The sequence below is a fragment of the Mesorhizobium zhangyense genome (genome assembly GCF_011045115.1).
In the GTDB taxonomy this organism is placed as follows: domain Bacteria; phylum Pseudomonadota; class Alphaproteobacteria; order Rhizobiales; family Rhizobiaceae; genus Mesorhizobium_M; species Mesorhizobium_M zhangyense.
The window spans coordinates 179,453-202,238 of sequence record NZ_JAAKZG010000009.1 but is presented as its reverse complement, the minus strand read 5'-3'; the positions used below and the strand labels follow the sequence as shown (position 1 = coordinate 202,238).

General features: G+C 63.0%; 19 protein-coding genes and 1 tRNA gene. 8 read left to right on the top strand and 12 right to left on the bottom strand.

Annotation, left to right across the window (positions count from 1 at the left end):
• Positions 1–116 precede the first annotated feature (116 nt).
• The 5 genes from G6N74_RS20595 to G6N74_RS20575 all read left to right on the top strand — a co-directional run bounded on the left by G6N74_RS20595 (position 117) and on the right by G6N74_RS20575 (position 6,146).
• The gene (locus G6N74_RS20595; protein ID WP_165119888.1) at positions 117–2,258 is read left to right on the top strand and encodes a beta strand repeat-containing protein; all 2,142 of its coding nucleotides are present in this window, start codon (positions 117–119) and stop codon (positions 2,256–2,258) included.
• Positions 2,259–2,386: 128 nt separating this feature from the next.
• The gene (locus tag G6N74_RS20590; RefSeq protein WP_165119887.1) at positions 2,387–3,706 is read left to right on the top strand and encodes a calcium-binding protein; all 1,320 of its coding nucleotides are present in this window, start codon (positions 2,387–2,389) and stop codon (positions 3,704–3,706) included.
• Between the two features lie 166 nt (positions 3,707–3,872).
• Positions 3,873–4,067: a hypothetical protein gene (locus G6N74_RS20585; protein ID WP_244537792.1), complete on the top strand. Its 195-nt coding sequence runs from the start codon at positions 3,873–3,875 to the stop codon at positions 4,065–4,067.
• A 265-nt stretch (positions 4,068–4,332) separates the two neighbouring features.
• Complete coding sequence (locus G6N74_RS20580) at positions 4,333–4,536, top strand: hypothetical protein (protein ID WP_091911852.1); 204 nt, start codon at positions 4,333–4,335, stop codon at positions 4,534–4,536.
• A 194-nt stretch (positions 4,537–4,730) separates the two neighbouring features.
• Entirely contained in the window at positions 4,731–6,146 is a 1,416-nt protein-coding gene (locus tag G6N74_RS20575; protein ID WP_165119886.1) for an MFS transporter, read from the top strand.
• Between the two features lie 27 nt (positions 6,147–6,173).
• On the opposite strand, the gene G6N74_RS20570 is transcribed toward G6N74_RS20575, so the two are convergent.
• Both G6N74_RS20570 and G6N74_RS20565 read right to left on the bottom strand, forming a co-directional pair.
• Positions 6,174–6,896: an RlmE family RNA methyltransferase gene (locus tag G6N74_RS20570; RefSeq protein WP_165119885.1), complete on the bottom strand. Its 723-nt coding sequence runs from the start codon at positions 6,894–6,896 to the stop codon at positions 6,174–6,176.
• Positions 6,893–8,257 (bottom strand): Ppx/GppA phosphatase family protein, encoded by a 1,365-nt coding sequence (locus G6N74_RS20565; protein ID WP_165119884.1) that lies wholly within the window; start codon positions 8,255–8,257, stop codon positions 6,893–6,895. Before G6N74_RS20565 ends, G6N74_RS20570 begins: the two co-directional genes overlap by 4 nt.
• 275 nt (positions 8,258–8,532) lie before the next feature.
• Here G6N74_RS20565 and G6N74_RS20560 point away from each other — a divergent pair, with 275 nt between their 5' ends.
• Positions 8,533–9,462 (top strand): lysylphosphatidylglycerol synthase transmembrane domain-containing protein, encoded by a 930-nt coding sequence (locus tag G6N74_RS20560; RefSeq protein ID WP_165119883.1) that lies wholly within the window; start codon positions 8,533–8,535, stop codon positions 9,460–9,462.
• 61 nt (positions 9,463–9,523) lie between these two features.
• Here the strand turns inward: G6N74_RS20560 and G6N74_RS20555 are convergent, their stop codons facing one another.
• The 3 genes from G6N74_RS20555 to G6N74_RS20545 all read right to left on the bottom strand — a co-directional run bounded on the left by G6N74_RS20555 (position 9,524) and on the right by G6N74_RS20545 (position 10,891).
• Positions 9,524–9,694 carry a hypothetical protein gene (locus G6N74_RS20555; protein WP_165119882.1) on the bottom strand — a complete coding sequence of 57 codons (171 nt, stop codon included), beginning with the start codon at positions 9,692–9,694 and terminating at the stop codon, positions 9,524–9,526.
• Between the two features lie 227 nt (positions 9,695–9,921).
• Positions 9,922–9,995: transfer RNA gene (locus G6N74_RS20550), tRNA-Gln, on the bottom strand.
• A 194-nt stretch (positions 9,996–10,189) separates the two neighbouring features.
• Entirely contained in the window at positions 10,190–10,891 is a 702-nt protein-coding gene (locus G6N74_RS20545; RefSeq protein WP_165119881.1) for a phosphoribosyltransferase, read from the bottom strand.
• 134 nt (positions 10,892–11,025) lie between these two features.
• Here G6N74_RS20545 and G6N74_RS20540 point away from each other — a divergent pair, with 134 nt between their 5' ends.
• Positions 11,026–12,168 (top strand): M20 aminoacylase family protein, encoded by a 1,143-nt coding sequence (locus G6N74_RS20540; protein ID WP_165119918.1) that lies wholly within the window; start codon positions 11,026–11,028, stop codon positions 12,166–12,168.
• A 239-nt stretch (positions 12,169–12,407) separates the two neighbouring features.
• Here G6N74_RS20540 and G6N74_RS20535 read toward each other — a convergent pair whose 3' ends face one another.
• Entirely contained in the window at positions 12,408–13,331 is a 924-nt protein-coding gene (locus G6N74_RS20535; protein WP_165119880.1) for a nucleoside hydrolase, read from the bottom strand.
• 110 nt (positions 13,332–13,441) lie between these two features.
• Here G6N74_RS20535 and G6N74_RS20530 point away from each other — a divergent pair, with 110 nt between their 5' ends.
• A complete protein-coding gene (locus G6N74_RS20530) occupies positions 13,442–15,316 on the top strand; it encodes an adenine deaminase (RefSeq protein WP_165119879.1) in 1,875 nt (624 codons plus the stop codon).
• Positions 15,317–15,602: 286 nt separating this feature from the next.
• On the opposite strand, the gene G6N74_RS20525 is transcribed toward G6N74_RS20530, so the two are convergent.
• The 6 genes from G6N74_RS20525 to G6N74_RS20500 form a co-directional block, all read right to left on the bottom strand.
• The gene (locus tag G6N74_RS20525; protein ID WP_165119878.1) at positions 15,603–17,009 is read right to left on the bottom strand and encodes a M20/M25/M40 family metallo-hydrolase; all 1,407 of its coding nucleotides are present in this window, start codon (positions 17,007–17,009) and stop codon (positions 15,603–15,605) included.
• A 32-nt stretch (positions 17,010–17,041) separates the two neighbouring features.
• Positions 17,042–18,364, bottom strand: coding sequence for an amidohydrolase family protein (locus tag G6N74_RS20520; protein ID WP_165119877.1), 1,323 nt, complete (start codon positions 18,362–18,364; stop codon positions 17,042–17,044).
• A gap of 228 nt (positions 18,365–18,592) precedes the next feature.
• Complete coding sequence (locus tag G6N74_RS20515; protein ID WP_165119876.1) at positions 18,593–19,654, bottom strand: ABC transporter ATP-binding protein; 1,062 nt, start codon at positions 19,652–19,654, stop codon at positions 18,593–18,595.
• 4 nt (positions 19,655–19,658) lie between these two features.
• On the bottom strand, positions 19,659–20,450 hold the full coding sequence (locus G6N74_RS20510; RefSeq protein ID WP_165119875.1) for an ABC transporter permease: 792 nt from the start codon (positions 20,448–20,450) through the stop codon (positions 19,659–19,661).
• A complete protein-coding gene (locus G6N74_RS20505) occupies positions 20,447–21,271 on the bottom strand; it encodes an ABC transporter permease (protein ID WP_165119917.1) in 825 nt (274 codons plus the stop codon). Before G6N74_RS20505 ends, G6N74_RS20510 begins: the two co-directional genes overlap by 4 nt.
• A gap of 336 nt (positions 21,272–21,607) precedes the next feature.
• The gene (locus G6N74_RS20500) at positions 21,608–22,624 is read right to left on the bottom strand and encodes an ABC transporter substrate-binding protein (protein WP_165119916.1); all 1,017 of its coding nucleotides are present in this window, start codon (positions 22,622–22,624) and stop codon (positions 21,608–21,610) included.
• Positions 22,625–22,786 lie beyond the last annotated feature (162 nt).

Here is a 22,786-nt window from a genome sequence, read left to right as displayed (position 1 = left end):
AACCAGACCTCGTTTCTTCTCGATAGCAAGGTCCACCCATTTGGGTGTTGCACGCTTTGGTTGGCTGCTGCATCTGCCCATTAAGGGTTTCGGCGAATTCGCGGCGGGATGACGTGATGGCAGACATTACCGGCACTGATCTCAACGATTATTTTTCCCCGATAGGTGTCGTTCCTGACCTTCCTCCGGGTTTTAGCCACTTCGCTTACGGCCCGGGGGATCATGTTTTTGCCCTCGCCGGAGATGATATCATCATCGGCGCAGGGACTAGGGCCTTCTATGTTCCTGGTGAAGGCTACGATACTCTGGACTACCAGAGCTACACCCAGGGCATCGTTTTTGCCGACGACGACCTGGGCGGTTACAGCAGCATCCATCATTTGGACGGCACACCCATAGGCTATTACTGGACAGTAGCGAGAAGCGGCTTCGAACGATTCTATGGCACGGCTTTTGATGACACGCTGCGTTCGGGACACGATACCGAAAGGCTTTACGGCTATGGCGGCAACGACACGCTGATTGCCGGTGCTAATGCCGAAACCCTGGACGGCGGCGGTGACAATGACACCGTCAGCTACACCAACTCCACGGCAGGCGTAACGATAGACCTGAGCCTCTTCCTGCAGATTTCCGGCGGCTATGCCAGCGGCGATACTGTGTACAACATCGAGAACGTCACCGGTTCAGCACACACCGACAGCCTGACGGGCAGTGATGGAAACAATGTGCTGGCCGGCCTTGGCGGCGCGGACATCCTGGTCGGAGGGCTCGGTTCGGACACTGCCGGCTATACGGCCTCGACGGCAGGCGTCATCGTCAGCCTCACGGCCGGATCGGGAACCGGCGGCCATGCCGAAGGCGATACACTGACCGGCGTCGAGAACCTCACCGGATCGGCCTTTGGCGATACGCTGACCGGCACCGATGCAGATGCGAACGTCCTCAATGGCGGGGCCGGCAACGACGTCCTGATCGGGCTTGGCGGTGCGGACAGCTTGATTGGCGGCCTCGGTACGGACACCGCAGATTACACCGCCTCGACGGTCGGCGTCATCATAAGCCTTGAGACCGGTTCAGGAACTGGCGGCCACGCCGAAGGCGATACACTGACCGGCATCGAAAACGTGATTGGTTCTGCGCACGCAGACAGCCTGACGGGCGATGGCGGAAACAATGTGCTCACCGGCCTCGGCGGCGCGGACATCCTGGTCGGCGGGCTCGGCTCAGACACTGCCGACTACACTGCCTCGACGGCGGGCGTCTTCGTCAGCCTGGAAACCGGTTCGGGAATTGGCGGCCATGCCGAAGGCGATACGCTGACCGGCATCGAGAACGTCATCGGATCGGAACATACCGACCTCCTGGTGGGTGATGGCGGAAACAATCTGCTCGTCGGCCTCGGCGGCGGCGATACTTTGATCGGCGGATTGGGAAACGACATATTCGTCGTGGACACCGCCGGTGACCAGACGATCGAGCTGGCAGGCGAAGGCACCGACACGGTGCGCTCCTCCATCTCCTGGGCGCTTGGTGAAAACATCGAGCGACTGGAACTTCAGGGCGTCAGTAACATCAACGGCGTCGGCAACATTCTGAACAACACCATCGTCGGCAATGCGGGCAACAACACGATCGACGGCGGCCCGGGCAATGATACGCTGACCGGTGGCGGCGGCGATGACGTCTACATCGTCTCCTCGACCGGAGATCGCATCATCGAAGCGTCCGGCGAAGGCCGCGACACGATCCGCTCCTCGATCGACTGGACGATCGGCGCCAACATCGAACGCCTCGAGCTTCAGGGCACCGCCAACCTGACCGGAAACGGCAATACGCTTGCCAACACCATCGGCGGCAACAGCGGCAACAACATCCTGCGCGGCGGCGCCGGCAACGACACGCTTGCCGGCTATCTCGGCAATGACCGGCTGGTCGGCGGGGAAGGCAAAGACAGTTTCGTCTTCAACACGGTGCTCGGGCCGAACAATGTCGACACCATCACCGACTACAACGTCGCCGACGACACGATCCAGCTGAACAAGGGCATCTTCACCGGCCTGACGGTGGGCTGGCTGACGCCGGCGGCATTTCACGTCGGCAACGCTGCGCACGATGCCACCGACCGCATCATCTACAACAGTACCAACGGCGATCTGCTCTTCGATCGCGACGGAACCGGCAGCGCCGGCGCCATCAAATTCGCCTCGATCTCGGCCGGACTGGCTGTGACGGCGAACGACTTTTTTGTCGTCTAGCAAAGAACCCAACGATCAGCGAACACGGCCAGCCGGAGGTCAGTTGAGGCGTCGCCTAGGCAGTATACCGCCGACATGTTAGCTTCGCCCGGCATGCGCTCGCGCGCTGTATAAAAGGGAGGTGCGCAATGTCTATCCTGAGTATCGGGCAGATTGCAGAGGCCAGCAAAGAAGACTTTCGTTTCTTCTTACAGAAGATCGTTGAGAGCGACGCGGAGCCGATAATTACGCCGACCCAGGTTACACTGACCGCCGCGAACGGTGACAAGTTTGTCATGAAGGGCAGCGGCTTCGATGGCCGTGTCGGGGTTGTCACCCAAATCGAGGTGCAAAGTCTTGGTCTAAAGCTCATCGAAGTGCGCGAGATCTCGCTGCAATACATGAAAGTCCTAAACGCGATATCGTCTTCGGTCGATGCCTTTGTTGCGATCCTTGGGAATGTAATGGTCGACGGCGGCGTCGGACCCGACATCGCCATCATGGGCGCAGGCAACGACAGTTTCTCCGCCAGTGACGGCAATGACGTCTGGAGTGGCGGGGCCGGAAACGATTATGTCTATGGTGGCGAAGGCAAGGACTTCATGAGCGGCGGGCCTGGCAATGATAGTTACGACGTCGACAACGCTCTCGATGTGGTAAATGAAGCCAGCGCCGGCTCGAACGGCATCGACACCATTCGTTCTACCATCTCTTTCAGTCTCTCAAACGCATATGCCGCGCGAGGCGCGGTTGAAAATCTGGTTCTCAAGGGCCCTTACAACACCAGTGCTACCGGCAACGCCCTCGACAACGAAATCTACGGTAATTACGGCAACAACATCATCGACGGCAAGGCCGGCAAGGATACCCTGTGCGGTCTGGATGGAGACGATATATATATCGTTTCGTCGGCTGGTGACCGCGTGATCGAGTATGAGACCGACACCGGCAATGACACCGTGCGATCCTATGTCGACTGGATTCTCAGTGCGCGTGTCGAGCGGCTGAAGTTCCTCGGCACGGCGGACCTGGCCGGCAACGGCAACACGCTCAACAACACACTTGTCGGCAACTCCGGCAACAATATCCTGCGCGGTGGTGCGGGTAACGACACGCTGGTCGGCGGGGGCGGCAAGGACATCCTCAACGGTGGTGACGGCTACGATACCTTCGTGTTCAACAAGCCTATCGGCTCCACCAATATCGATAGGATCAACGACTACAATCTCGCCCAGGACACGATCCAGCTGGACACAAAGTATTTGTCCGGCCTTGCGAAAGGCGGGCTGACTGCAGACGCGTTCCACACCGGTACGGCTGCGCAAGACGCGAGCGACCGCGTCATCTACAACCCGGCGACGGGCGACCTCTGGTTCGACAAGGACGGCCTTGGCGGTGCGGCTGCGATCAAATTCGCAACGCTTGCGCCGGGTCTTGCGATGACGGCCGGCGAGTTTTTCATCGTGTAAGGCGGGATGCGCGGTGGCGTCGGGCATTTCAAGGGCATCTCGGCAACAGCGGGGTTGCTTGTGCATAACCTCACTGCATATGCCGATTTCCTAAAATCCAATCATTTTCGTTCGCGGTTTTGAAAGTATCCTGCGCCACCCTTGCGATGGGGGCGAATGGAGGATCATGTTGCGATCGGATTTCGCCGCTGTAAGGCACCACCTGGAAAAGGCGCAGACCTATCTGCGCGGCAGTGACCAGGACAGCCGAAAGATGAACGAGGCCATCGAGATCCTTGTCGAGGCGGCACTTGCCGCCGAGTACAGGGCGCCGAAGGGCGAGGTCATCGCGTTTCCGCTCAAGAGATCGAGCCCTCGGTAACAATTTGTTCACCACGTTTGCCTAGCTTGGCAAGCGTGGGGCGCTGGTGCTGCGTAGCCCCACCAGTTTCTCCTCTCAAACCGCTCATCTGGTGTGTTTCGCTCGGCTCGTCACGAGTTTTCGATGCTGCCGATTGAGCCCAGACTCCCCGCCCTTGAACCACGGACGCAATTCCGCCGCTTGCGCCTGATAGCTGCAAGTCGTTAGATTCCTGGGTGATTCTCGCCTGCCCCCGGCGGAAAACCGAAATACCCCTGGGGGTCGGATGCTACTGGATTTGGACAATTCTTTCGACGGGATAGCCCGCAGGATAATCGCCCTTCGCAACGACGGGGATTCCTATAGCGCCTCTCTTGCCGACATGCTGGAGGCGATGCTTCATTCGGTGGATCTGCTCGATGAGGCCGTCAGGATAACCGCAAAACCCGCCAGCCTCGCTTTGCTCGACAAGATCGCCTTGCGGGCCTGACGAGATTGGATGACGGCAGCGCATGCGCCTTCTCACATAGATTTGAGCGTGCTTTTGCGCCATTCCGGCCCCTGGCCCAACCTCGGGGGCTTGCCTAGGGGCCAAAAGCGGCGACATAGGCTGCGACTCGTGTAAACTCGGCGCAGTTGTCCCATGCAGCCTTTTCAACCGGCCCTCATATCCTGGAAAACTCCGTGAATCGCACAATCCCGCTTATCCTTGCGGTCGCCCTGTTCATGGAAAACATGGATTCGACGGTCATCGCCACATCGCTGCCGGCAATCGCCGCCGACATCGGCACAAGCCCGATCGCGCTGAAACTGGCGCTCACCGCCTATCTCGTTTCGCTCGCCGTGTTCATTCCGGTCAGTGGCTGGATGGCCGATCGCTTCGGCGCAAAGAACGTGTTCCGCGCCGCAATCGCCGTCTTCGTCATCGGCTCGGTCGCCTGCGCCATGTCCAATTCGCTAGCCGCTTTCGTGGGGTCGCGCTTCCTGCAGGGGATGGGTGGCGCGATGATGACGCCGGTTGGCAGGCTGGTGCTGGTGCGCGCAACGCCGAAGAACGAACTCGTTGCCGCAATGTCATGGCTGACCATTCCAGCGCTGGTGGGGCCACTGGTCGGCCCGCCCGTCGGCGGCTTCATAACCACCTATTTCACCTGGCACTGGATTTTCCTGATCAATGTGCCGATCGGCGTGATCGGGATGTGGCTGGCGACGCGCTTCCTGCCGAAGACCGAGTCGGCAGGCGTGCCACCGCTCGACACCGCCGGCTTCATCCTCAGCGGCCTGGCGGCGTCCGGCGTGGTCTTCGGCCTCTCCGTGGTCAGCCTGCCTGCCCTGCCCCCGAGCGTGGGCATAGCAACGCTCGTCGTCGGGCTGATATCGGGCGTCATCTATCTGCTTCATGCACGCCGCAAGCAAAACCCGCTGCTGGCGCTGTCGCTTTTCCGCAGCCAGGTGTTCCGGTCCGCCGTGCTGGGTGGCAGCCTGTTTCGCATCGGCATCGGAGCGGTGCCGTTCCTGCTGCCGCTGATGTTCCAGATCGGCTTCGGCATGACGCCGTTCCAGTCCGGTATGATCACCTTCGTATCGGCGATCGGCGCGATCGGCATGAAACTCGTGACAGCCTGGCTGTTCAGGGCAGCCGGGTTTCGCCGGGTGCTGGTCGCGGGCTCGCTGATTTCAGCCGCGACGATCGCCATCAACGGGTTTTTCACGCCCGAAACGCCCTATGCGCTGATGCTTGGAATGCTGCTGATGGGCGGCTTCATCCGCTCGATGTTCTTCACCGGCGTCAATGCGCTTGCCTACGCCGAGGTTTCCGACGCCGACACCAGCAAGGCAACACCGATCACCGCCGTCTTCCAGCAGATCAGCGTAGCGCTGGGTGTGGCGCTGGCCGGCGGCATACTGGAAGTCTCGACGCAGCTACATGGCGGGCCGCTGACGCTGGCCGACTTCCACACCGCGTTCTTCATCGTCGCCGCCGTCTCGGCAGTCGCTTCGCTGTCTTTCCTGCGGCTGGCACCGGACGCCGGCAGTGCGGTGTCGGGCTATGGCGGGCGCACCGCCAAGGCGATCGAGGCGACCCCGCCGCAAACCTGACGCGGCGGTGGATCGGCCTGTCCGCGCCTACTCTTCGTCGGGAGCGGCGCGGCCTTTAAAGTCCTTGGCGAGCAGGTAAAGCTCGGCCGATTCCTCGCGCGAGGCCGGCGGCTTGACGTGATGGACCGAGCGGAAATTCTGCTTGAGCTGCGTCAGCAGGGTGGATTCCGTGCCGCCCTGAAAGGTCTTGGCCAGAAAATGCCCGCCGGGCTTCAGTACCGAAATGGCGAAATCGGCCGCGACCTCGCACAGATGCATGGTGCGGATGTGGTCGGTGCGGCGATGGCCGGTCGTGGGAGCGGCCATATCGGACAGCACCAGATCCGGTTCGCCGCCGAGCATTTCCAGGAGCTTGGCCGGAGCGTCATCGTCGAGAAAATCCATCATCAACACCGGCGCGCCGGGCACCGCGTCCATGCCGAGATAGTCGATGCCGACGACATGCGGATTTTCCGCCGTCGATTTGGTGCGGGCGGCCGCGACCTGGCACCAGCCGCCGGGGGCAGCGCCCAGATCGATCACCCGCATGCCCGGCTTGAGCAGATGGTGGCGGTCGTCGATCTCGATCAGCTTGTAGGCCGCGCGCGAGCGATAGCCGTCGGCCTTGGAGCGCTGGACATAGGGATCGTTCATGTGGCGTTCGAGCCAGCGGCGCGACGATTCCTTGAGGCCGCTCTTCTTCTTGATGCGCGTCTTGAGCACGCGTATGCCGCCGGGGCCGGATTTGCCGGGTTTCTTTGGGCCAGTCATTGCCGTGGTCCGTTTCGCCAGTTGCGCCGCCAGACACCGTCCTCGGCCATAAGTTCGCTCAATATGCCTTCGCGCAGACCCCTGTCCGCCACCCGCAGCCGCTCCGACGGCCAGACGCGGCGGATGGCTTCCAGAATGGCGCAGCCGGCAAGCACCAGATCGGCGCGGTCCGCGCCAATGCAGGCATTGGCCACGCGCGCCTGGAAATCCCAGCCGAGCAGCTTTTCGATCATGCGGTCGACGCTGGCATTGTCCATCCACAGCCCGTCGACGCGGCGGCGGTCGTAGCGCTCCAGCCCGAGATGGACGCCGGCAAGCGTCGTGACCGTGCCGGAGGTTCCAAGCAGGTGAAAGCGCGACCCTTCCATCAGGTGGTTGATGCGGTCGCGGCCTTCGAAAGCTGACAGCATCCCGGTCACATCCGCCACCATGGCATCGAAAATCTCCGGCGTGACGTGACGTCCGCCAAAACGCTCGGCAAGCGAAACGACGCCGACCGGCAGCGAGGTCCAGGAAACGATGTGGTTGGCAAGCCGCGGCGACCGCTGCTTGGATAGATCGATCAGTGCGATTTCCGAAGAGCCGCCGCCGATATCAAACAGCACGACGCCGTCCGTGTCACGCTCGACCAGCGAGCCGCAGCCGGAAACCGCAAGGCGCGCCTCGGTCTGGCGGTCGATGATTTCGAGCTTGAGCCCGGCCTCGGCCTCGACCCGCTCGAGGAATTCCACGCCGTTGGCGGCCGAGCGGCAGGCTTCGGTGGCGATCAGACGGGCGCGCCTGACCTTGCGGCTGCGCAGCTTGTCAGCGCAGATCTTCAAGGCTTCCACGGCGCGGTCCATGGCGGCATCCGACAGGCGGCCGCTGGCCGTCAGCCCCTCGCCCAGCCGCACGATGCGCGAAAAGGCATCGACGACGCGAAACTGGCCGGGGCGACCCGGCACAGCCACGAGCAGGCGGCAATTGTTGGTGCCGAGATCGAGCGCGGCAAAAACCGGCAGTTCGGCGTTGTATTGCCTGTCCGGCGCATTCGGTCGCCTGTCCGCCGTCGGGGCGGCAGCGACTGCCGAATTCTGGGCCACGACCGGCGCGCTTGGCGCTGCGGGCGAAGCCTTGCCTTCAGCATCGGGCTTTACGCCGTCGCGCGCAAAAACCTTGCGGCCGCGCTTGCGCTTGCGGCGTTTCTTGCCTTTTCCTGGCTGCTGCGGTGCATCGGCCCTCGCCTGCCCGTTGCCGGATCGAGGGCCCGGCGCCCGGTTTTCCCGGTTGGCCGGCGGGTTGCCTGCGCCGCTATCCGGCGACCGCAACCCCCTGTACGCGCCCGCATCCGGCGCCTCTGCGCCGGGTTCGCGGTCTTCCACGTCGAATGTCCTTTTTGCGCCGCGCGAACCGGAACCGGACGCCGCACACGCTTTTGAATTTTTCAGTTGAAACAACGATAGCAGCGTGGCGACCAATCACCAAGGGTAGCCTGAGGAATTTTAGCCGGGCGACGACTTGCCGCCACGTAGACGGTTGAACAGCCGGCTTCGATAAGGCATTGCTGAAAGACGTTACCGCGAAGCGTGGCCGGTTCTGGCGCGCTCCCCCACGAAGACGCCACGAAAGGACACTCGCTGCGCATGGCCGGAACGCGATGAAGCTGAAGTCTTACATCTGGCCCGTGGTCGGGCTCTGCGCTGTCGGCTTTTCCGTCTGGCTGCTGTATCACGAACTGCGCGGCATATCGGTCGAGGATGTCGGCGAGGGCCTGGCGGCAATTCCCCTGCACGGCTGGATACTTGCGGGCCTGAGTTCCATCGTCGCCTACGCCGCCCTTGCCGGCTACGACCACATCGCGCTGATGCATCTGGGCAAGAAGGTTTCCTTCGCCTTCATCACTGTCTGCTCCTTCACCACCTACGCGCTGTCGCACAATATCGGCGGCTCCGTGCTTTCGGGCGCCGTGATCCGCTACCGGGCCTATACGAGCAAGGGGCTCACTGGCCAGGAGGTGGGCATTCTCGTTGCGCTATGCTCCTTCACCTTTGCGCTGGGCGCGCTGCTGCTTGGCGCCGTCCTGCTTTTATCCGAGCCGGAAGTGCTCGAGCGATTCGTCGACATCCTGCCGATTTCGGCCTCGCGGATGACGGGCGGGCTGATTCTCGCGCTCATCGGCCTCTACATTCTTGGAAGCTGGCTCGGCCTGAAGCCGCTGCGCTTCGGCAGCCTGCAAATCCACTATCCACGCCTGCCGATCGTGGCGCGGCAGTTGATCATCGGGCCGATCGAACTGATGGCGGCAGCGGCGATCATCTATTTTGCCCTGCCCGAACAGGGAAACCCCGGCTATTTCATCGTGCTCGGGGTGTTCGTGATCTCGTTTTCGGTGGCGCTGCTATCGCATGCGCCGGGCGGGCTTGGCGTTCTGGAGATCGTCTTCCTCGCCGGGCTTTCGGACATGAACCCGGCGGCGGTGCTGGCGGCACTTCTGGTGTTCCGCCTGTTCTACCTGATCATCCCGTTGATACTGGCGCTGGTCGTGGTGCTGGTGTTCGAGAAATCGCAGTTCGCACAGCGGGAATGAGAGTGCGGCCCTCTCGGGTGCGACTCAAATCGATGTCACACCCGAAGCCACGACGAGCCGCTTACCAACGCGGCGAGAACAGCCGCCAGTTGGTGTCCTGATAGCACAGGCCGGCTTCAAAAGGCCTGTCCCGGCAAATACCTGCCGGTTGCTGCTGCACGGGTGCTGTCTGGCAGCCGGCAAGCACGGCGACAGCGCCCAACAAAGTCCACACCACTAAGCTTCGCGTCATCGCCTGATTCTCCGTTTCTCGTAAGAACCTAACATGTAGGTCGGCGAGGTGAAGCGCCAAGGGTTGGAGTTTGGCGGGGATCGTCGCCCCCGCGACAGAATCAAAGAGTGAGACAGCGAAGGCCAAGGCGCAACGGCCGCACGAGTTCGGAAAATGCCCCGGAAAACTGTTCCGGTTGGCTTTTTCTGATATTCTCTAAGCAGCCGATCTGATTGTGAATATAAGTCTGGCTGGGGAACCTGGATTCGAACCAGGACTAACGGAGTCAGAGTCCGTGGGTCTACCGTTAACCTATTCCCCAAAAGCGAGAGATTTCAATCGCTTGGCTGAAAGAGCCGGTTTGGTGCAACGCACCGTTTTGCCCCGGTCAGGCAAAACCCGCTCCCTTTCGGTGGCGCCTTTTAGCACATCCGCCTCATCTATCAAGCCCTCGAATGCGCTGCATCGAAAGAATGATGCGAGGGTCGAAAATGCCTTCGGCGATAAGTTTGCCGCCTAGGCTTCCTCGGCCCGCCATGTGCCTTGCGCCGTGCGTTTCAGGCGCGGCGACGCGATCGCGCCGTGGATATGCGGGACGAAGGATGCGTCGTGCTGGCCAAGGGCGGCGCGCCAGTTGTCGCCCTGAAGCATGGCGACGACTGCGGCCACCGGCTCGATGCCGGCCTTTCGCAGCAGGCGCAGCACGGCCAGCATCGACGTGCCGGAACTCACCACATCGTCGACCACGACCACCCGCCTGCCCTGTAGCAGCGGCAGCATGCGCGGATCGACATAGATGCGCTTGGCATGGGCCGGGCTGGTGATCGAGCTCATCGGCTCGGAGAGAGCGTCGTCGTACCAGAATTTGCGCGAGGTTCCCAAGGCGACCATGCGGGCGTGGCCGAGCCGCCGCGCGACGCCATTGGCCAGCGGCAGGCCGAGCGTCGGCACGCCGATGACGGCTTCCGGGCGGTAGGCGCTAGCAAGCGCTGCCATTGCCTCGGCAAGTGCGTCCTCCACGCCAAAGCTTGCCTGATTGACGATGAGCGAGGCCACGGCCTTGTCCTCGCCACCCGGGAGCACGCGGATGGGCAGCGCGATCTGGCGGCCGTCCGGCAGCGTTGCGGGATAGAGGTCCGCGAAGCCGTCCTGCGGGTTCGTCTCAAAAGTTCCGGCGGGATAGACGGTCTGCCAGAATTCATGCGGGGCAAGTGGCAAAACGGATCTTTCTGTTGCAGAAGGAAGATGCGGCGAAGCTGGCCCTGCGCGCCGCGAGGATTCGCATGGGCCGGGCCGGACGGAGTTTTACGGTGAAGACAGCGGGGAGCCAAGACGATCATGCGGAATTCGAGATGCTGGCGGCACTGCGGCGCGATATTCATGCGCATCCCGAGCTCGGCTTCGAGGAAATCCGCACCAGCGGCATCGTCCGGAAGATGCTTGGCGAGGCCGGCATCGCGGTTCATGCGGGCCTCGGCAAGACCGGCGTCGTCGGCACGCTGAAGCTTGGCGACGGGTCGCGGCGGATCGCGCTACGTGCCGACATGGACGCGCTGGCCATGCCCGAAACCGCCGAGGATCGCGATTACAAATCAACCACGCCGGGCAAGATGCATGCCTGCGGCCATGACGGCCATACGGTGATGCTGCTGGGGGCGGCGCGCGAACTGGCGCGGCGCAAAAGCTTTTCCGGCACCGTTCATTTTATCTTCCAGCCGGCCGAAGAAGGACGCGGCGGGGCGAAGGCGATGATCGAGGACGGGTTTTTCAAAAAATTTCCGGTCGATGCGGTCTATGGGCTGCACAACATGCCGGGCATCGCCACCGGCAGCATGGCCGTGGTGGCCGGGCCGCAGCTTGCCTCGTCCGACCGCTGGATGGTGACGTTTCGCGGTATCGGCACACATGGCGCCAAGCCGCATCTCGGCCGCGACGCGATGACGGCGGCGGGCCAGTTCCTGACGGCGCTGCATACGATCGTTGCGCGGCGGGTCGACCCGCTGCAGCCGGCAGTGGTCAGCGCCTGCGCGATCGAGGGCGGCAGCTTCGAGGCGCTGAACGTCATTCCCGACACGGTGAAGATCGGCGGCACCTCGCGCGCCTATTCGGCGGCCGTACGCGATCAGATCGAAGAAGAGATCGGCGCGCTGGCGCAGGGCTCGGCGCAGCTTTTCGGCATCAAGGCGGACTATCGCTACATCCGCCAGATGCCGCCGGTGGTGAACGACCGCGATGCGACACGGCGGGCGCTGGCGGCGGCGCAAAGCACGCTTGGAGCCGAGAAGGTGATGACCGAGTTCCCGCCCTCCACCGCCGGCGACGATTTTGCGATGTTCAGCCAGGAAGTGCCGGGCGCCTATGTCTGGCTCGGCAACGGTCCGGCAGAGGATGGCGCGCTGCATCACAACAGCCGGTATGATTTCAATGACGCGGCTATACCGGCCGGCGTGCGGTTCTGGACGACGCTGGTGGAGCAGGAGTTGGCGGGGGTGTAGGGGTGTTGGGCGACGGTGCCGAGGTCGAGCAGAAATAGCCTTCATCGTTCTCGCTAGAATAGCCCCCTCTCCGTCTCGGCTTCGCCGAGCCACCTCTCCCCGCAAGCGGGGCGAGGAACCCAAGTTCTGCAATGCCGAGGCCTCAGTGAGTGCCGGTTCCTCGCCCCCGCCTTGCGGGGGAGAGGTGGCGCGCGAAGCGCGACGGAGAGGGGGAATGCTGCCGCTAGTTCATTGCTCGCTCAGCCCACCAGCCTCTCAAACTGCAGCTTCAACGCCCCTTCCCCATCGACCTTCATCGCAACGGAAATCGCAGCGCCCTTCTCGTCATCGATGGTCAGCGCGCCGGCGTCGCGCGTTGTCCCCGTATCGACCGCAATTTTCAGCGGCTCGCAGCCGAACAGCTTTTTATCCAGTGCAAATAGCATCACGCAAGGGTCGTGCAGCGGACGGCTTTCGCCGCCGGTGGTCGACTGGAAATAGGCGTCGATGAGTTCGCCGGACGCCTTCGCCGCGGGCACGCTGGTCGCCTGAAGGGCTGCAGTGTAATCGCGCGTCGCCCTCACCTTGCGCGTCACGTCGAGCGGGATCAGCGTGAAGTTCAGGCCGGCGGCGAAGACGATTTCCGCCGCTTCCGGGTCGGCGGCGATGTTGAATTCGGCGCGCGGGCCGATATTGCCGGGCTCGTGCACCGCCCCGCCCATGGCGATGACGCGGCCGATGCGCTTTGCCGAGGCCGGGTGATCCTGCACCAGCCGGGCGATGTTGGTGAGCGGGCCGAGCGCGAGGATATCGAGCGAACCAGTGGGCAGTTCATCCAGCAGTTTCGCCAGCCATGCCGGCGCATCGTTGCCTGCCACCGGAGCCAACGGTTCCGGAAATGCCACGCCGCCAAGGCCGTCATTGCCATGGATTTCGGTGGTGTCAAAGCCCTTCCGCGACAGCGGCCCGGCTGCGCCCGAAACCACGGGAACATCTGCACGGTTTTCAAGCGCCAGGATGCGGCCGGCATTGCGCGTGGTCGTGGCGATGCCGATGTTGCCGGCAACGGTGGTGATGCCCCTGACGTCGAATTCCGCCGACTTCAGCGCGAGTAGGATCGCCACCGCATCGTCGATGCCGGGATCGGTGTCGATGACGACGGTGCGGGCGGGAGCGGTTGGCATAAGGGCGCGGCCTTTCGTTTCAGGGGCGATTCGAATATGGCTTCGCTTCCCATTTTCGGGTCAGGTAAAGCAAGCTGAAATGCTTGGCCCACACGCATGCGAGTACCGAATTGAACGACACCGCGAAGCTTCCCGACGACCTGCTGATCAATGCCGCTGATGAAATCCGCATCCGTCAGGATCTCGTTCTGGTGGCGCTGGGCAAGCGCGAGGCCGACCGCGTCGTTCGCGTCGGGCGGTTGCTCGACGTTCATACGGGAATGTGGATGGAGGATTGCGAGGTTGCGATCCGGGGCCGCCGCATCGCCTATGTCGGCCCGGCCGGGACGTTTGCCGGCACTGCGCGCGAGGCGATCGACCGGATGCATCTTTCGGCTGTGCCGGGGTTCGGCGAAATCCACAAGCATATCGAAAGCTCGCATCTGACGCCCGAGCATGAGGCGGCGCTCGTCATGCCGCGCGGCAACACCTGGACCTGCGAGGCAAGCCACGAATTTTCCAACGTCAACGGGCCGAAAAACCTCGAATTCTGGCTGACGGCGCGGCTGGCCGGCTCGCCGATGAAGATCTTTCCGCTGCCCGGCTCAGCAGTACCGCCGACGGCATACGAATGGGGCGGCGGGCATTTCGGCTATGCCGAACAGGCGGGCTTTCTTGCGCAAAGCGCGATGGTCGCCGGGCTGGACGAGGTGATGGACTGGCCTGCCGTATGGAACCCGCAGAACCCTTCCTATGAGCGGCTGTGGGGCATGATCCGCGCCACCTTCGAGCAGCGCGGCGTGGTCGAGGGCCATGGCGCCGGCTTGCGCGACCTGCCCGAGATCAATGCGTTCGCCGCCGCCGGCCTGTCGTCCGACCACGAGGCGTGGACGCCGCAGGAGGCGTGGGACAAGCTGCGGCGCGGCATTTTCATCGAAATCCGCCCGCATTCCATGCCCGACATCATCGGCGGCTTGCTGGAGCGGGGCCTGCGCGACTGGAGCCAGGTGGCATTCGCCACCGACGACCGCAGCGCCTCCGATACGCTGAAGATGGGCGCGACCGACCACAATGTACGCCTTGCCATCGAAAGCGGGCTGACGCCCGAGATCGCCTATCAATGTGTGTCGATCAATCCGGCGCGGCATATGCGGCTGACGCCTTTCGTGGGCAGCATCGCGCCGGGGCGTTTTGCCGACATGGTGTTGCTGGACGACGCGGGAACCGTTTCGATCGCGGAGGTCTGGGCCGATGGCCAGCAGGTTTCGCGGGATAAGAATTTCACCGGTCATTTGCCGGCTATCGATTGGCCGGACTGGGCGACGAAGACGGTCAATATCGAGCGGCAGATGACGGCGGATGATTTTGCCATTCCGGCAGAGGCTGGTCGCGACACGATGCAGGCGGCGCTGCTGCGGCCCTTCCACTGGGACGACAATTTCATCACCACCGAACTGCCCGTGGCGGACGGTGCAGTGCAGCGGGACACGGCGCGCAACATCACAAAATTCGCCGTCGTCGACCGCTTTTCCGGCGAGGGCAAGGTGGCAAAAATGTTCTGGCTGGGCTGCGGGCCGAAGACGCCGGACACCGCCGTCGGCTGCACGGTGGCGCATGACAAGCATAATATCTGGGTGGTCGGCTCGTCGGATGCGGGGATGGCGGAAGTCGTCAATCGCATCCGCGACAACCAGGGCGGCTGGGCGCTGGTGACGGGCGGCAAGGTAGTGGCCGATGTACGCTACGAGGTCGGCGGGCTGATGACCAACCGGACGGCCGAGGCGCTCGATGTCGAGATGCAGGCGCTTTATATAGCCGCGGAGAAGATCGAGTGGCTGTACGAGCCGACCTTCTCGCCGCGCTGGTTCCCCGGCTTTCCCGAGCGGCTGCAATTCGCGACGCTGACCTGCGCGCCGTGGCGCTGGGTGCTGGTGGCGCCAACGGAGGCCGTGCCGCAGGGTTTTGTCAACGTGCAGACGGGGCAGAGCCACAAGGTGGTTTGGTGAGGCTTGGTTTTGGGGTGCGTCCTTCGAGGCTCGCCCGTTGAGGTTTGCGACACACCTTCGCGGCTCTGCGGGCTCGCACCTCAGGATGAGGGAGGTCGGTTGCGGTCCTCATGTTCAAGAGCGTTTCGCGGATTTCGCCTGACACCATCGTAACACGTCAAAGCGTTGCAGAACCTGGTTCGGGCGTAGCACGTCCGCCCTCATCCTGACGTGCGAGCCCGCAGGGCGCAATCCTGTTAGCCGCCCATTTGAATGGGCGAGCCTCGAAGGACGCACCCCTTTAGCATCAATCCCGCTCCGCAAACGCCGCCAATATCCGCGCCCAGGACCTGATGCCCTTGCGGTAGCTCGACAGGTCGTATTTCTCGTTCGGGCTGTGGATGCGGTTGTCGAAGCGGGCGAAGCCGATGAGCAGCGAATCCATGCCGAGCTTGCGCTTGAATTCGCCGAGGATCGGGATCGAGCCGCCGGTGCCGGCGATTGCCGCCTCGCGCTCCCATTCCACTGTGAGCGCGCCAAGCGCCTTTTGCAGCAACGCGCCGTCGATCGGCATGACAGTGGCGGGGCTGGCGCCGTGGTCGAGGAATTCGACCTTGCAGTCTTCCGGCATGCGCGCCCGGACATGGGTGTGGAAGGCGACGCGTATCTTTTCGGGATCCTGGCCAGCGACCAGACGGAAAGACAGTTTTGCCTTGGCTTTTGCCGGAATGACGGTCTTGAAACCTTCATCGGTGTAGCCGCCGATTATGCCATGGATTTCGCAAGTCGGCCGCGCCCAGACCTGCTCGAGGATCGAGCGGCCCCTTTCGCCGGCCGGGATGCTGAGGCCGACATCGCCGAGGAAACCTTTTTCGTCGAAGGGCAGCCGCTGCCACTGCGCCTTCACTGCCGCCGGCAGTTCTTCGACGCCATCATAAAAGCCTTCGACGGCGACGCCGCCGTCCGGCGTGCGCAGACTGGATATGATGTCGGACAGGACCTGAAGCGCGTTGCGCGCGGCATTGCCGTAGATGCCGGAATGCAGGTCGCGGTCGGCGCAGGTGATTTCGATTTCTTCCTTCAGCACGCCGCGCAGCATGGTGGTGACGGCCGGTGTCTCGGCGTCCCACATGTCGGTGTCGCAGACCAGCACGACATCGGCCTTGAGTTCCTCACTGGTCTTTTCGAGGAAGGGCGCGAGGCTCGGGCTCGAAATTTCTTCCTCGCCTTCGAACAGCGTCGAAACCCGGATCGGCAGCTTGCCGGTGACCGCCTTCCAGGCGCGGCATGCCTCGACGAAAGTCAGCAACTGGCCTTTGTCGTCGGAGGCGCCGCGCGCGACGATATGGGTGTCGCCATTGAGCTGCGGCACCAGTTTTGGTTCGAACGGGTCGGAGTTCCACAGCGACAGCGGATCGACCGGCTGGACGTCGTAGTGGCCATAGAACAAGACATGCGGCCCCTCGCCCGAGTGGTCGTGCCCGACGACCATCGGATGGCGCGCGGTGTCGCGCACGGAAGCTTCGAAACCGAGGCCGGAAAGCTCCCCTGCCAGCCAATCGGCAGCGCGGCGGCAGTCGGCGGCGTAGGCCGGATCGGTCGAAACGGAGGGGATGCGGATCAGCTCGAACAGGCGCTCGATGCTGGCATCGATATTGGCGTCGATGGTGTCGAGCACCTTGTCGAGATGGTTTTTCGCGTCGTTCGTGTTCACTGCTTTTGTCCTGTCGTTGCTTGGCTGCGGCGTCAGCCGGCAGCATCAATGCGGGCCATCTCGGCCTTGAAGGCGCTGGCGACCTGAAGCGCGTCGCGTAGCACTATCTTGCGCTCCAGGCTCAACACTTCGCGGTCGCGCATCAGCCATTGGCCGGCCACCATCACGTCGCGCACGTCGGTCGGCATGGTGGCGAAGACCAGTGTCGAATAGATGTCGTAGATCGGCTGCATGCGCGCCGGCGAGAGATCGATGCGGATGAGGTCGGCCTTCTTGCCGGGTTCCAGCGAGCCGATTTTTTCGTCCAGCCCGAGCACCTTAGCGCCCTCGATGGTGGCCATGCGGATGACCTCGACGGAGGGCATCGGCTTGCGGCTGTGGCCGAGCAGTTTCTGGAACATCGAAACCGGTGCGAATTGCGAGAACAGATCGAGCGTATTGCCGCTCATCGGGCCGTCGGTGGCGATGCCAACGGGAATGCCGGCCTTGCGCATGGCCTCGACCGGGGCAATGCCCCTGCCCGCCTTGCCGTTCGACCGCGCGTTGTGTGCGACGCAGACTTGGGCGTGCGCCATCTTTTCCATGTCGCTGTCGTTGACATAGAGGCAATGCGCGCAGATCAGGCCCTTGCGCAGTAACCCGGCCTTTTCAACCGCTTCGACCGGGCGCAGGCCGCCGAGCTTCGCGGCCCAGTCCATCTCGGCATCGGTCTCGGCGAGGTGCATCTGCACCGGCACATCAGGATGATCATCGGCCCAGCGCGCGACGCGCTCCATGACCGCCATGCCGGTGGAGTAAGGCGCATGCGGCGCGATGGAGGGGATGACGCGGTCGTGGCCGGAGAATTCCGCCACCAGTTGCTCGACGAGGACAAAACCTTCGTCGAAGCTGTTGTGGTCGGGTGGATCGAAATCGGCGAGCGTCTGGCCGAGCACGCCGCGAATGCCGGCCTTGTCGACCACGCGGGCGACCTCCGTTTCGAAGTAGTACATGTCGGCGACGGTGGTGACACCGCTTTCGATCAGTTCGAGTGCGGCAAGCGCCGTACCGGCGCGAACCGCCTCGGGCCGCACGAATTTGCGCTCCAGCGGGAGAATGTAGCGGTAGAGCCGGTCGTCGACATCTTCGCCGAGCCCGCGAAACAGGCTCATGGCCATGTGGCAATGCGGGTTGACCATGCCGGGCATGATGAGATCGCCGTTCGCGTCGATGATGTTGGCGCCGGGGATTTGCGGTGCAGGGCCTGTGGCGACGGCTTTGATCGTGTCGTTTTCGATGTGGATATGGCCGCGTTCGATGACGGGCATGTCGGAGGTGCAGGGGAGGATTAGGGCGTTGGTGAGGAGCGTGGTCATTGGGGCCGCAATCCTTGCACGGCAAGCGCTCTACGGCGCCCCCCTCTGGCCTGCCGGCCATCTCCCCCACAGGTGGGGAGATTAGCAGCGTCATTCGTCCCGCCTATCCTGGGACGCTGGAGATTAGCGAAAGCTGACGTGAAGGCTGATCTCCCCACCTGTGGGGGAGATGCCCGGCAGGCCAGAGGGGGGCAACGTAGAGCGCTATGCTCAATCATCGCAGACAACCTACTCCGGCTTCAGCACGCAGCACTGGTCCGGCACCGGCACCAGCTTGGCACCACTGCCGGGCTCCTGCGGCATGGAAAGCGCGCCATTGGCGACGAGCGTGCCGGCAGCCGTTTCGCACTGATATTGATAGGCGCGGCCGAGATAGGTCCTCAGGCCCAGCGTTGCCGGAATGCCTTCAGCCTTTGCATCCGTGGTGACGGCGAGGCCGTCGGCGCGGGCGGCGAGGACGAAATCGTCGGGGATTTCGCCGAAGCGGTCCTGTGACAGCGCAAGCTGCGAGCCGTCGCGTGTCTGTGCGGTAACACTCGCCCCGTCCCGCTTGGTGACTTTCAGCGGCACCAAATTTTCGAAGCCGACGAAGCGGGCGACGAAAGCGTTGGCGGGGCGCTGATAGAGCGTTTCGGGCGTGTCGAGCTGCATGATGCGGCCGGCATTCATGATGGCGACGCGGTCGGAGATCGAGAACGCCTCTTCCTGATCGTGCGTGACATAAACGGAGGTCGTGCCGTTGGCGCGCTGCAGCTGGCGGATCTCGACGCGCATGTCGACGCGCATCTTGGCGTCGAGGTTGGACAGCGGCTCGTCGAACATCAAAAGCGGCGGCTCGATAACCAGCGCGCGGGCAAGTGCGACGCGCTGCTTCTGTCCGCCCGACAATGCACCGGGAAGACGGTCAGCGAGCTGCGAAAGGCCGACGCGCTCCAGCATCGCCCTGGCGCGTTTTTCGCGCTCGGCGGATGCCACGCCGCGCTGCTTCAGGCCGAAGCCGACATTGTCGAGCACCGACAGATGCGGGAACAGCGCATAGTTCTGGAAGACCAGGCCGATGTCGCGCTTGTAGGCCGGTAGCCGCGTCAGATCCTTGCCGCCGAGCGTGATTTTGCCGGAGGTCGGCTGGAGGAAGCCGGCGACGAGGCGCAGCGTCGTCGTCTTGCCGCAGCCGGATGCGCCGAGCAGAGAGACGAGCTCGCCGCTGCCGACCGACAGCGACAGGTCCTCCAGCACCTTGGTCGTGCCGTAGTGGGCGGTGAGATTTTGTACGGTCAGAGCCTGGGTCATGGTTTCATTTCGCAAGAAAGGTAAGGCCGAGCGTGCGCTCGACGATCGCCATGACGGCGACGGTGAGGAACATCAAGAGCACCGACACCGACGCAATGGTCGGGTCGAAGAACTGCTCGACATGGGCGAGAATCTGGATCGGCAGCGTCGAGATGCCGGGGCCGGTCAGGAACAGCGACGTGGAGACGTCGTTGATCGAGGTGATGAAGGCGAGGATGAAGGCCGCGATCACGCCCGAGCGGACATTGGGCAGCACGATGGTGAAGAAGGTTTTCAGCGGCCGGCTGCCGAGGCTGATCGCCGCTTCCTCGATGGAAAAGTCGAAGGAAGCGAGGCTCGCCGAGATGACGCGGACGCAATAGGGCAGCACCAGCAGCGTGTGGCCGATGAGTAGCGTCGCGAAAATCGGCGCGCTGGCGCCGACCGCGACCGACTTCAAGAGCGAGAAGCCGAGCACGATTTCCGGCACGAGTATCGGCAGCACGAAGACGGTGGAGAGCCATGTCGGGAGCTGGATGCGATAGCGGTTGAGCGCATAGGCGGCCGGAATGCCGATCAGGAGGGCCAGCCCGGTGGCCAAAATGGCAAGCTCAAGACTGGTGACAATGGTGCGCCGGAAGGCGCTGATTTCAAAGATGTTCTCGAACCAGCGCAGCGTAAGGCCCTGCGGCGGAAAGGTCAGGTAGGTCGTGTCGCTGACGGACGCGCCGAGCACGATGATCAGCGGGCCGGTCAGGAAGATGTAGACCAGGATCGTGAACAGGATCAGCAGGGGATTGATGCGTGTGGTCATCATGTCGCCATCGGGTTGAGACGCCGCGCAACGCGGCTCATGGCCAGCACGACGGTGACCGTTATCACCACCATGATCGCGGCGATGGTGGAGGCGCCGACCCAGTCGAAGGAGACCATGGCGCGCTGGTACATGAGCGTGCCCATGACCATCTGGCGCTCGCCGCCGAGCAGTTGCGGGGTCGCATAGGAAGTGAAGGAGCCGGTGAAGACCAGCACCGCGCCGACGATCAGGCCCGGCACCGCCAGCGGCAGGATGACCTGCCGGAACGTGCCTGCGGGCGTAGCACCCAGCGAGGCGGATGCCTGCACGACATCCTCGGGGATGTTTTCGAGCACGCCGACCAGCGTCAGGATCATCAGCGGCACGAAGAGGTAGACCATCGCGACGATGACCGAACCTTGCGTATAGAGCATCGCAAACGGCTCGGAGGTCACGCCGATGCCGATCAGGAAGCTGTTGAGGATACCGTTCTTGCCGAGGATGATCAGCCAGGCGAAGGAGCGCACGACGACGCCGGTGAGCAGCGGAAAGACGGCGGCGATGATAAGCAGGCTTTTCAACTTGCCCGGCGACTTCGACACGACATAGGCGGTGAGGAAGCCGACGATGAGCGAGATGGCGGTGGTGGCAAGCGATATTTCCAGCGTGCGCCACAGCACGCTGCGGCGGAAACCGCTGCCGAAGAAGGAGGAATAGGGCGCGAAGATGCCGGCGGTTTCGCCGAATGTGGTGCCGATGGTGGCGACCACCGGCAGGACGAGGAAGACCAGAACGACCAGCGTCGCGGGCGCGGCGAGCCACCATCCGGCATAGCGTTTCAGCATGGAAGTCAGGTCTCTTTTGTCATTGCCGAGCCTCGCTCAGGCTCGATAATCGATTGCATCAGGTCTGCTACCCTTCCTTGGTCCGCCAAGAAAGGGGCAAAACGCCGCAAAAGGCTTGGTACAGGACTTTGAGCAGGGCAATCGTATACGGCGCAGCCGACCCCCACTCCGTCGCGCTTCGCGCGCCACCTCTCCCCCTCAAAAGGGGAGAGGAAAGGTGCCAAGCTTGCGGACGGCGTTTCCTCTCCCCCGTCGATCGGGGGAGAGGTGGCTCGGCGAAGCCGAGACGGAGTGGGGGTCGAATTCCATATGCGACCGCCCTTGGGCCAGCACTTACATCCCGAACACTTCATTCCAGCGGTCGACCCAATCGGTCTTGGCGGCGTTGAGCTTTTCGTAGTCCACCGGCTTGAGCGACGCGATCATGTCTGCGCCGTAGGTCCAGAGCTTGGCCTGTTCCGGGGTCAGCTTGACCGAGGTGACGACCGGCGCATCGACACCGTTTTCGGCAGTCTTTTGCTGTACTTCCGGCGACAGGATGAAGTTGATGAACTCATGCGCCAGCTCAACATTGGCCGCGCCCTTGGGAATGTTGACGGTGTTAAGCGTCGCGATCGCGCCATCCGAAAGATCGGCCCAGACGGCGGTCGGAACGGCTGCCTGGATCTGCGCGAGGGTAAAATCTTGGGCGACAGCGGTAGTGATCTCGCCGGTCGAGAACAGGTTCACCAGTTCGGAGCCGGTGTTGTAGTTCTTCACCACATTCGGCTTCAGTTCCTCGACGGCCTTGAAGGCAGCGTCGCTGTCGGCGAAGGGATCGACGCCGGCATGGGCGCCAGCGATCATCACCGCCATCGGGCCGGCGGTCGTGGTGATGCCGGGCAGCGACAGCTGGCTCTTGAAGTCTTCCTTCCACAGATCGTTCCACGAGGTGATCGGCGTCTTCACCTTGGCCGAATCGTAGATCACGCCGACGCGGCCGATCGTGTAGGCCGGACCAAAATCGCCCTGCGGCGCCTTGGCCATGTCGTAGATGCCTGCGAGATTGGGCAGCTTCGCCTTGTCGACCGGCTGGAACAGGCCCCCGGCGATGCCGATCTGCGAATAGGCGTCGGTGAAATAGGCGACATCGACGCCCTCACCGCCGCGGATCTTGATCTTGTTGAGGCGGTCGGCGTTGTTACCGGTCTCGAACACGATCTCGCAGCCGCATTTCTCCTTGAACGGCTTGATGATGTATTCGTCCAGCTTGTCGCCGTTGAAGCCCCACCAGGAAATGGTCAGCGTCTTGGACTGCGCCCAGGCGGGTGCGGCGGCGATGGAAGCCGCGAGACAGGCCGCAGCAGCCATGACAATGGTTTGAACTCTTTTCACTTTGACGCCTCTTGTTGGATTGATCCCGGCTGTTCTACAGCCGCACCGCATGGCGAGGAAGCCTATTTTCGCATCAGGAAACAGGCAAGGCCAAAGATTGTGCAGTGCACATCATTATCGAGCGGCGAAGAACCCCGG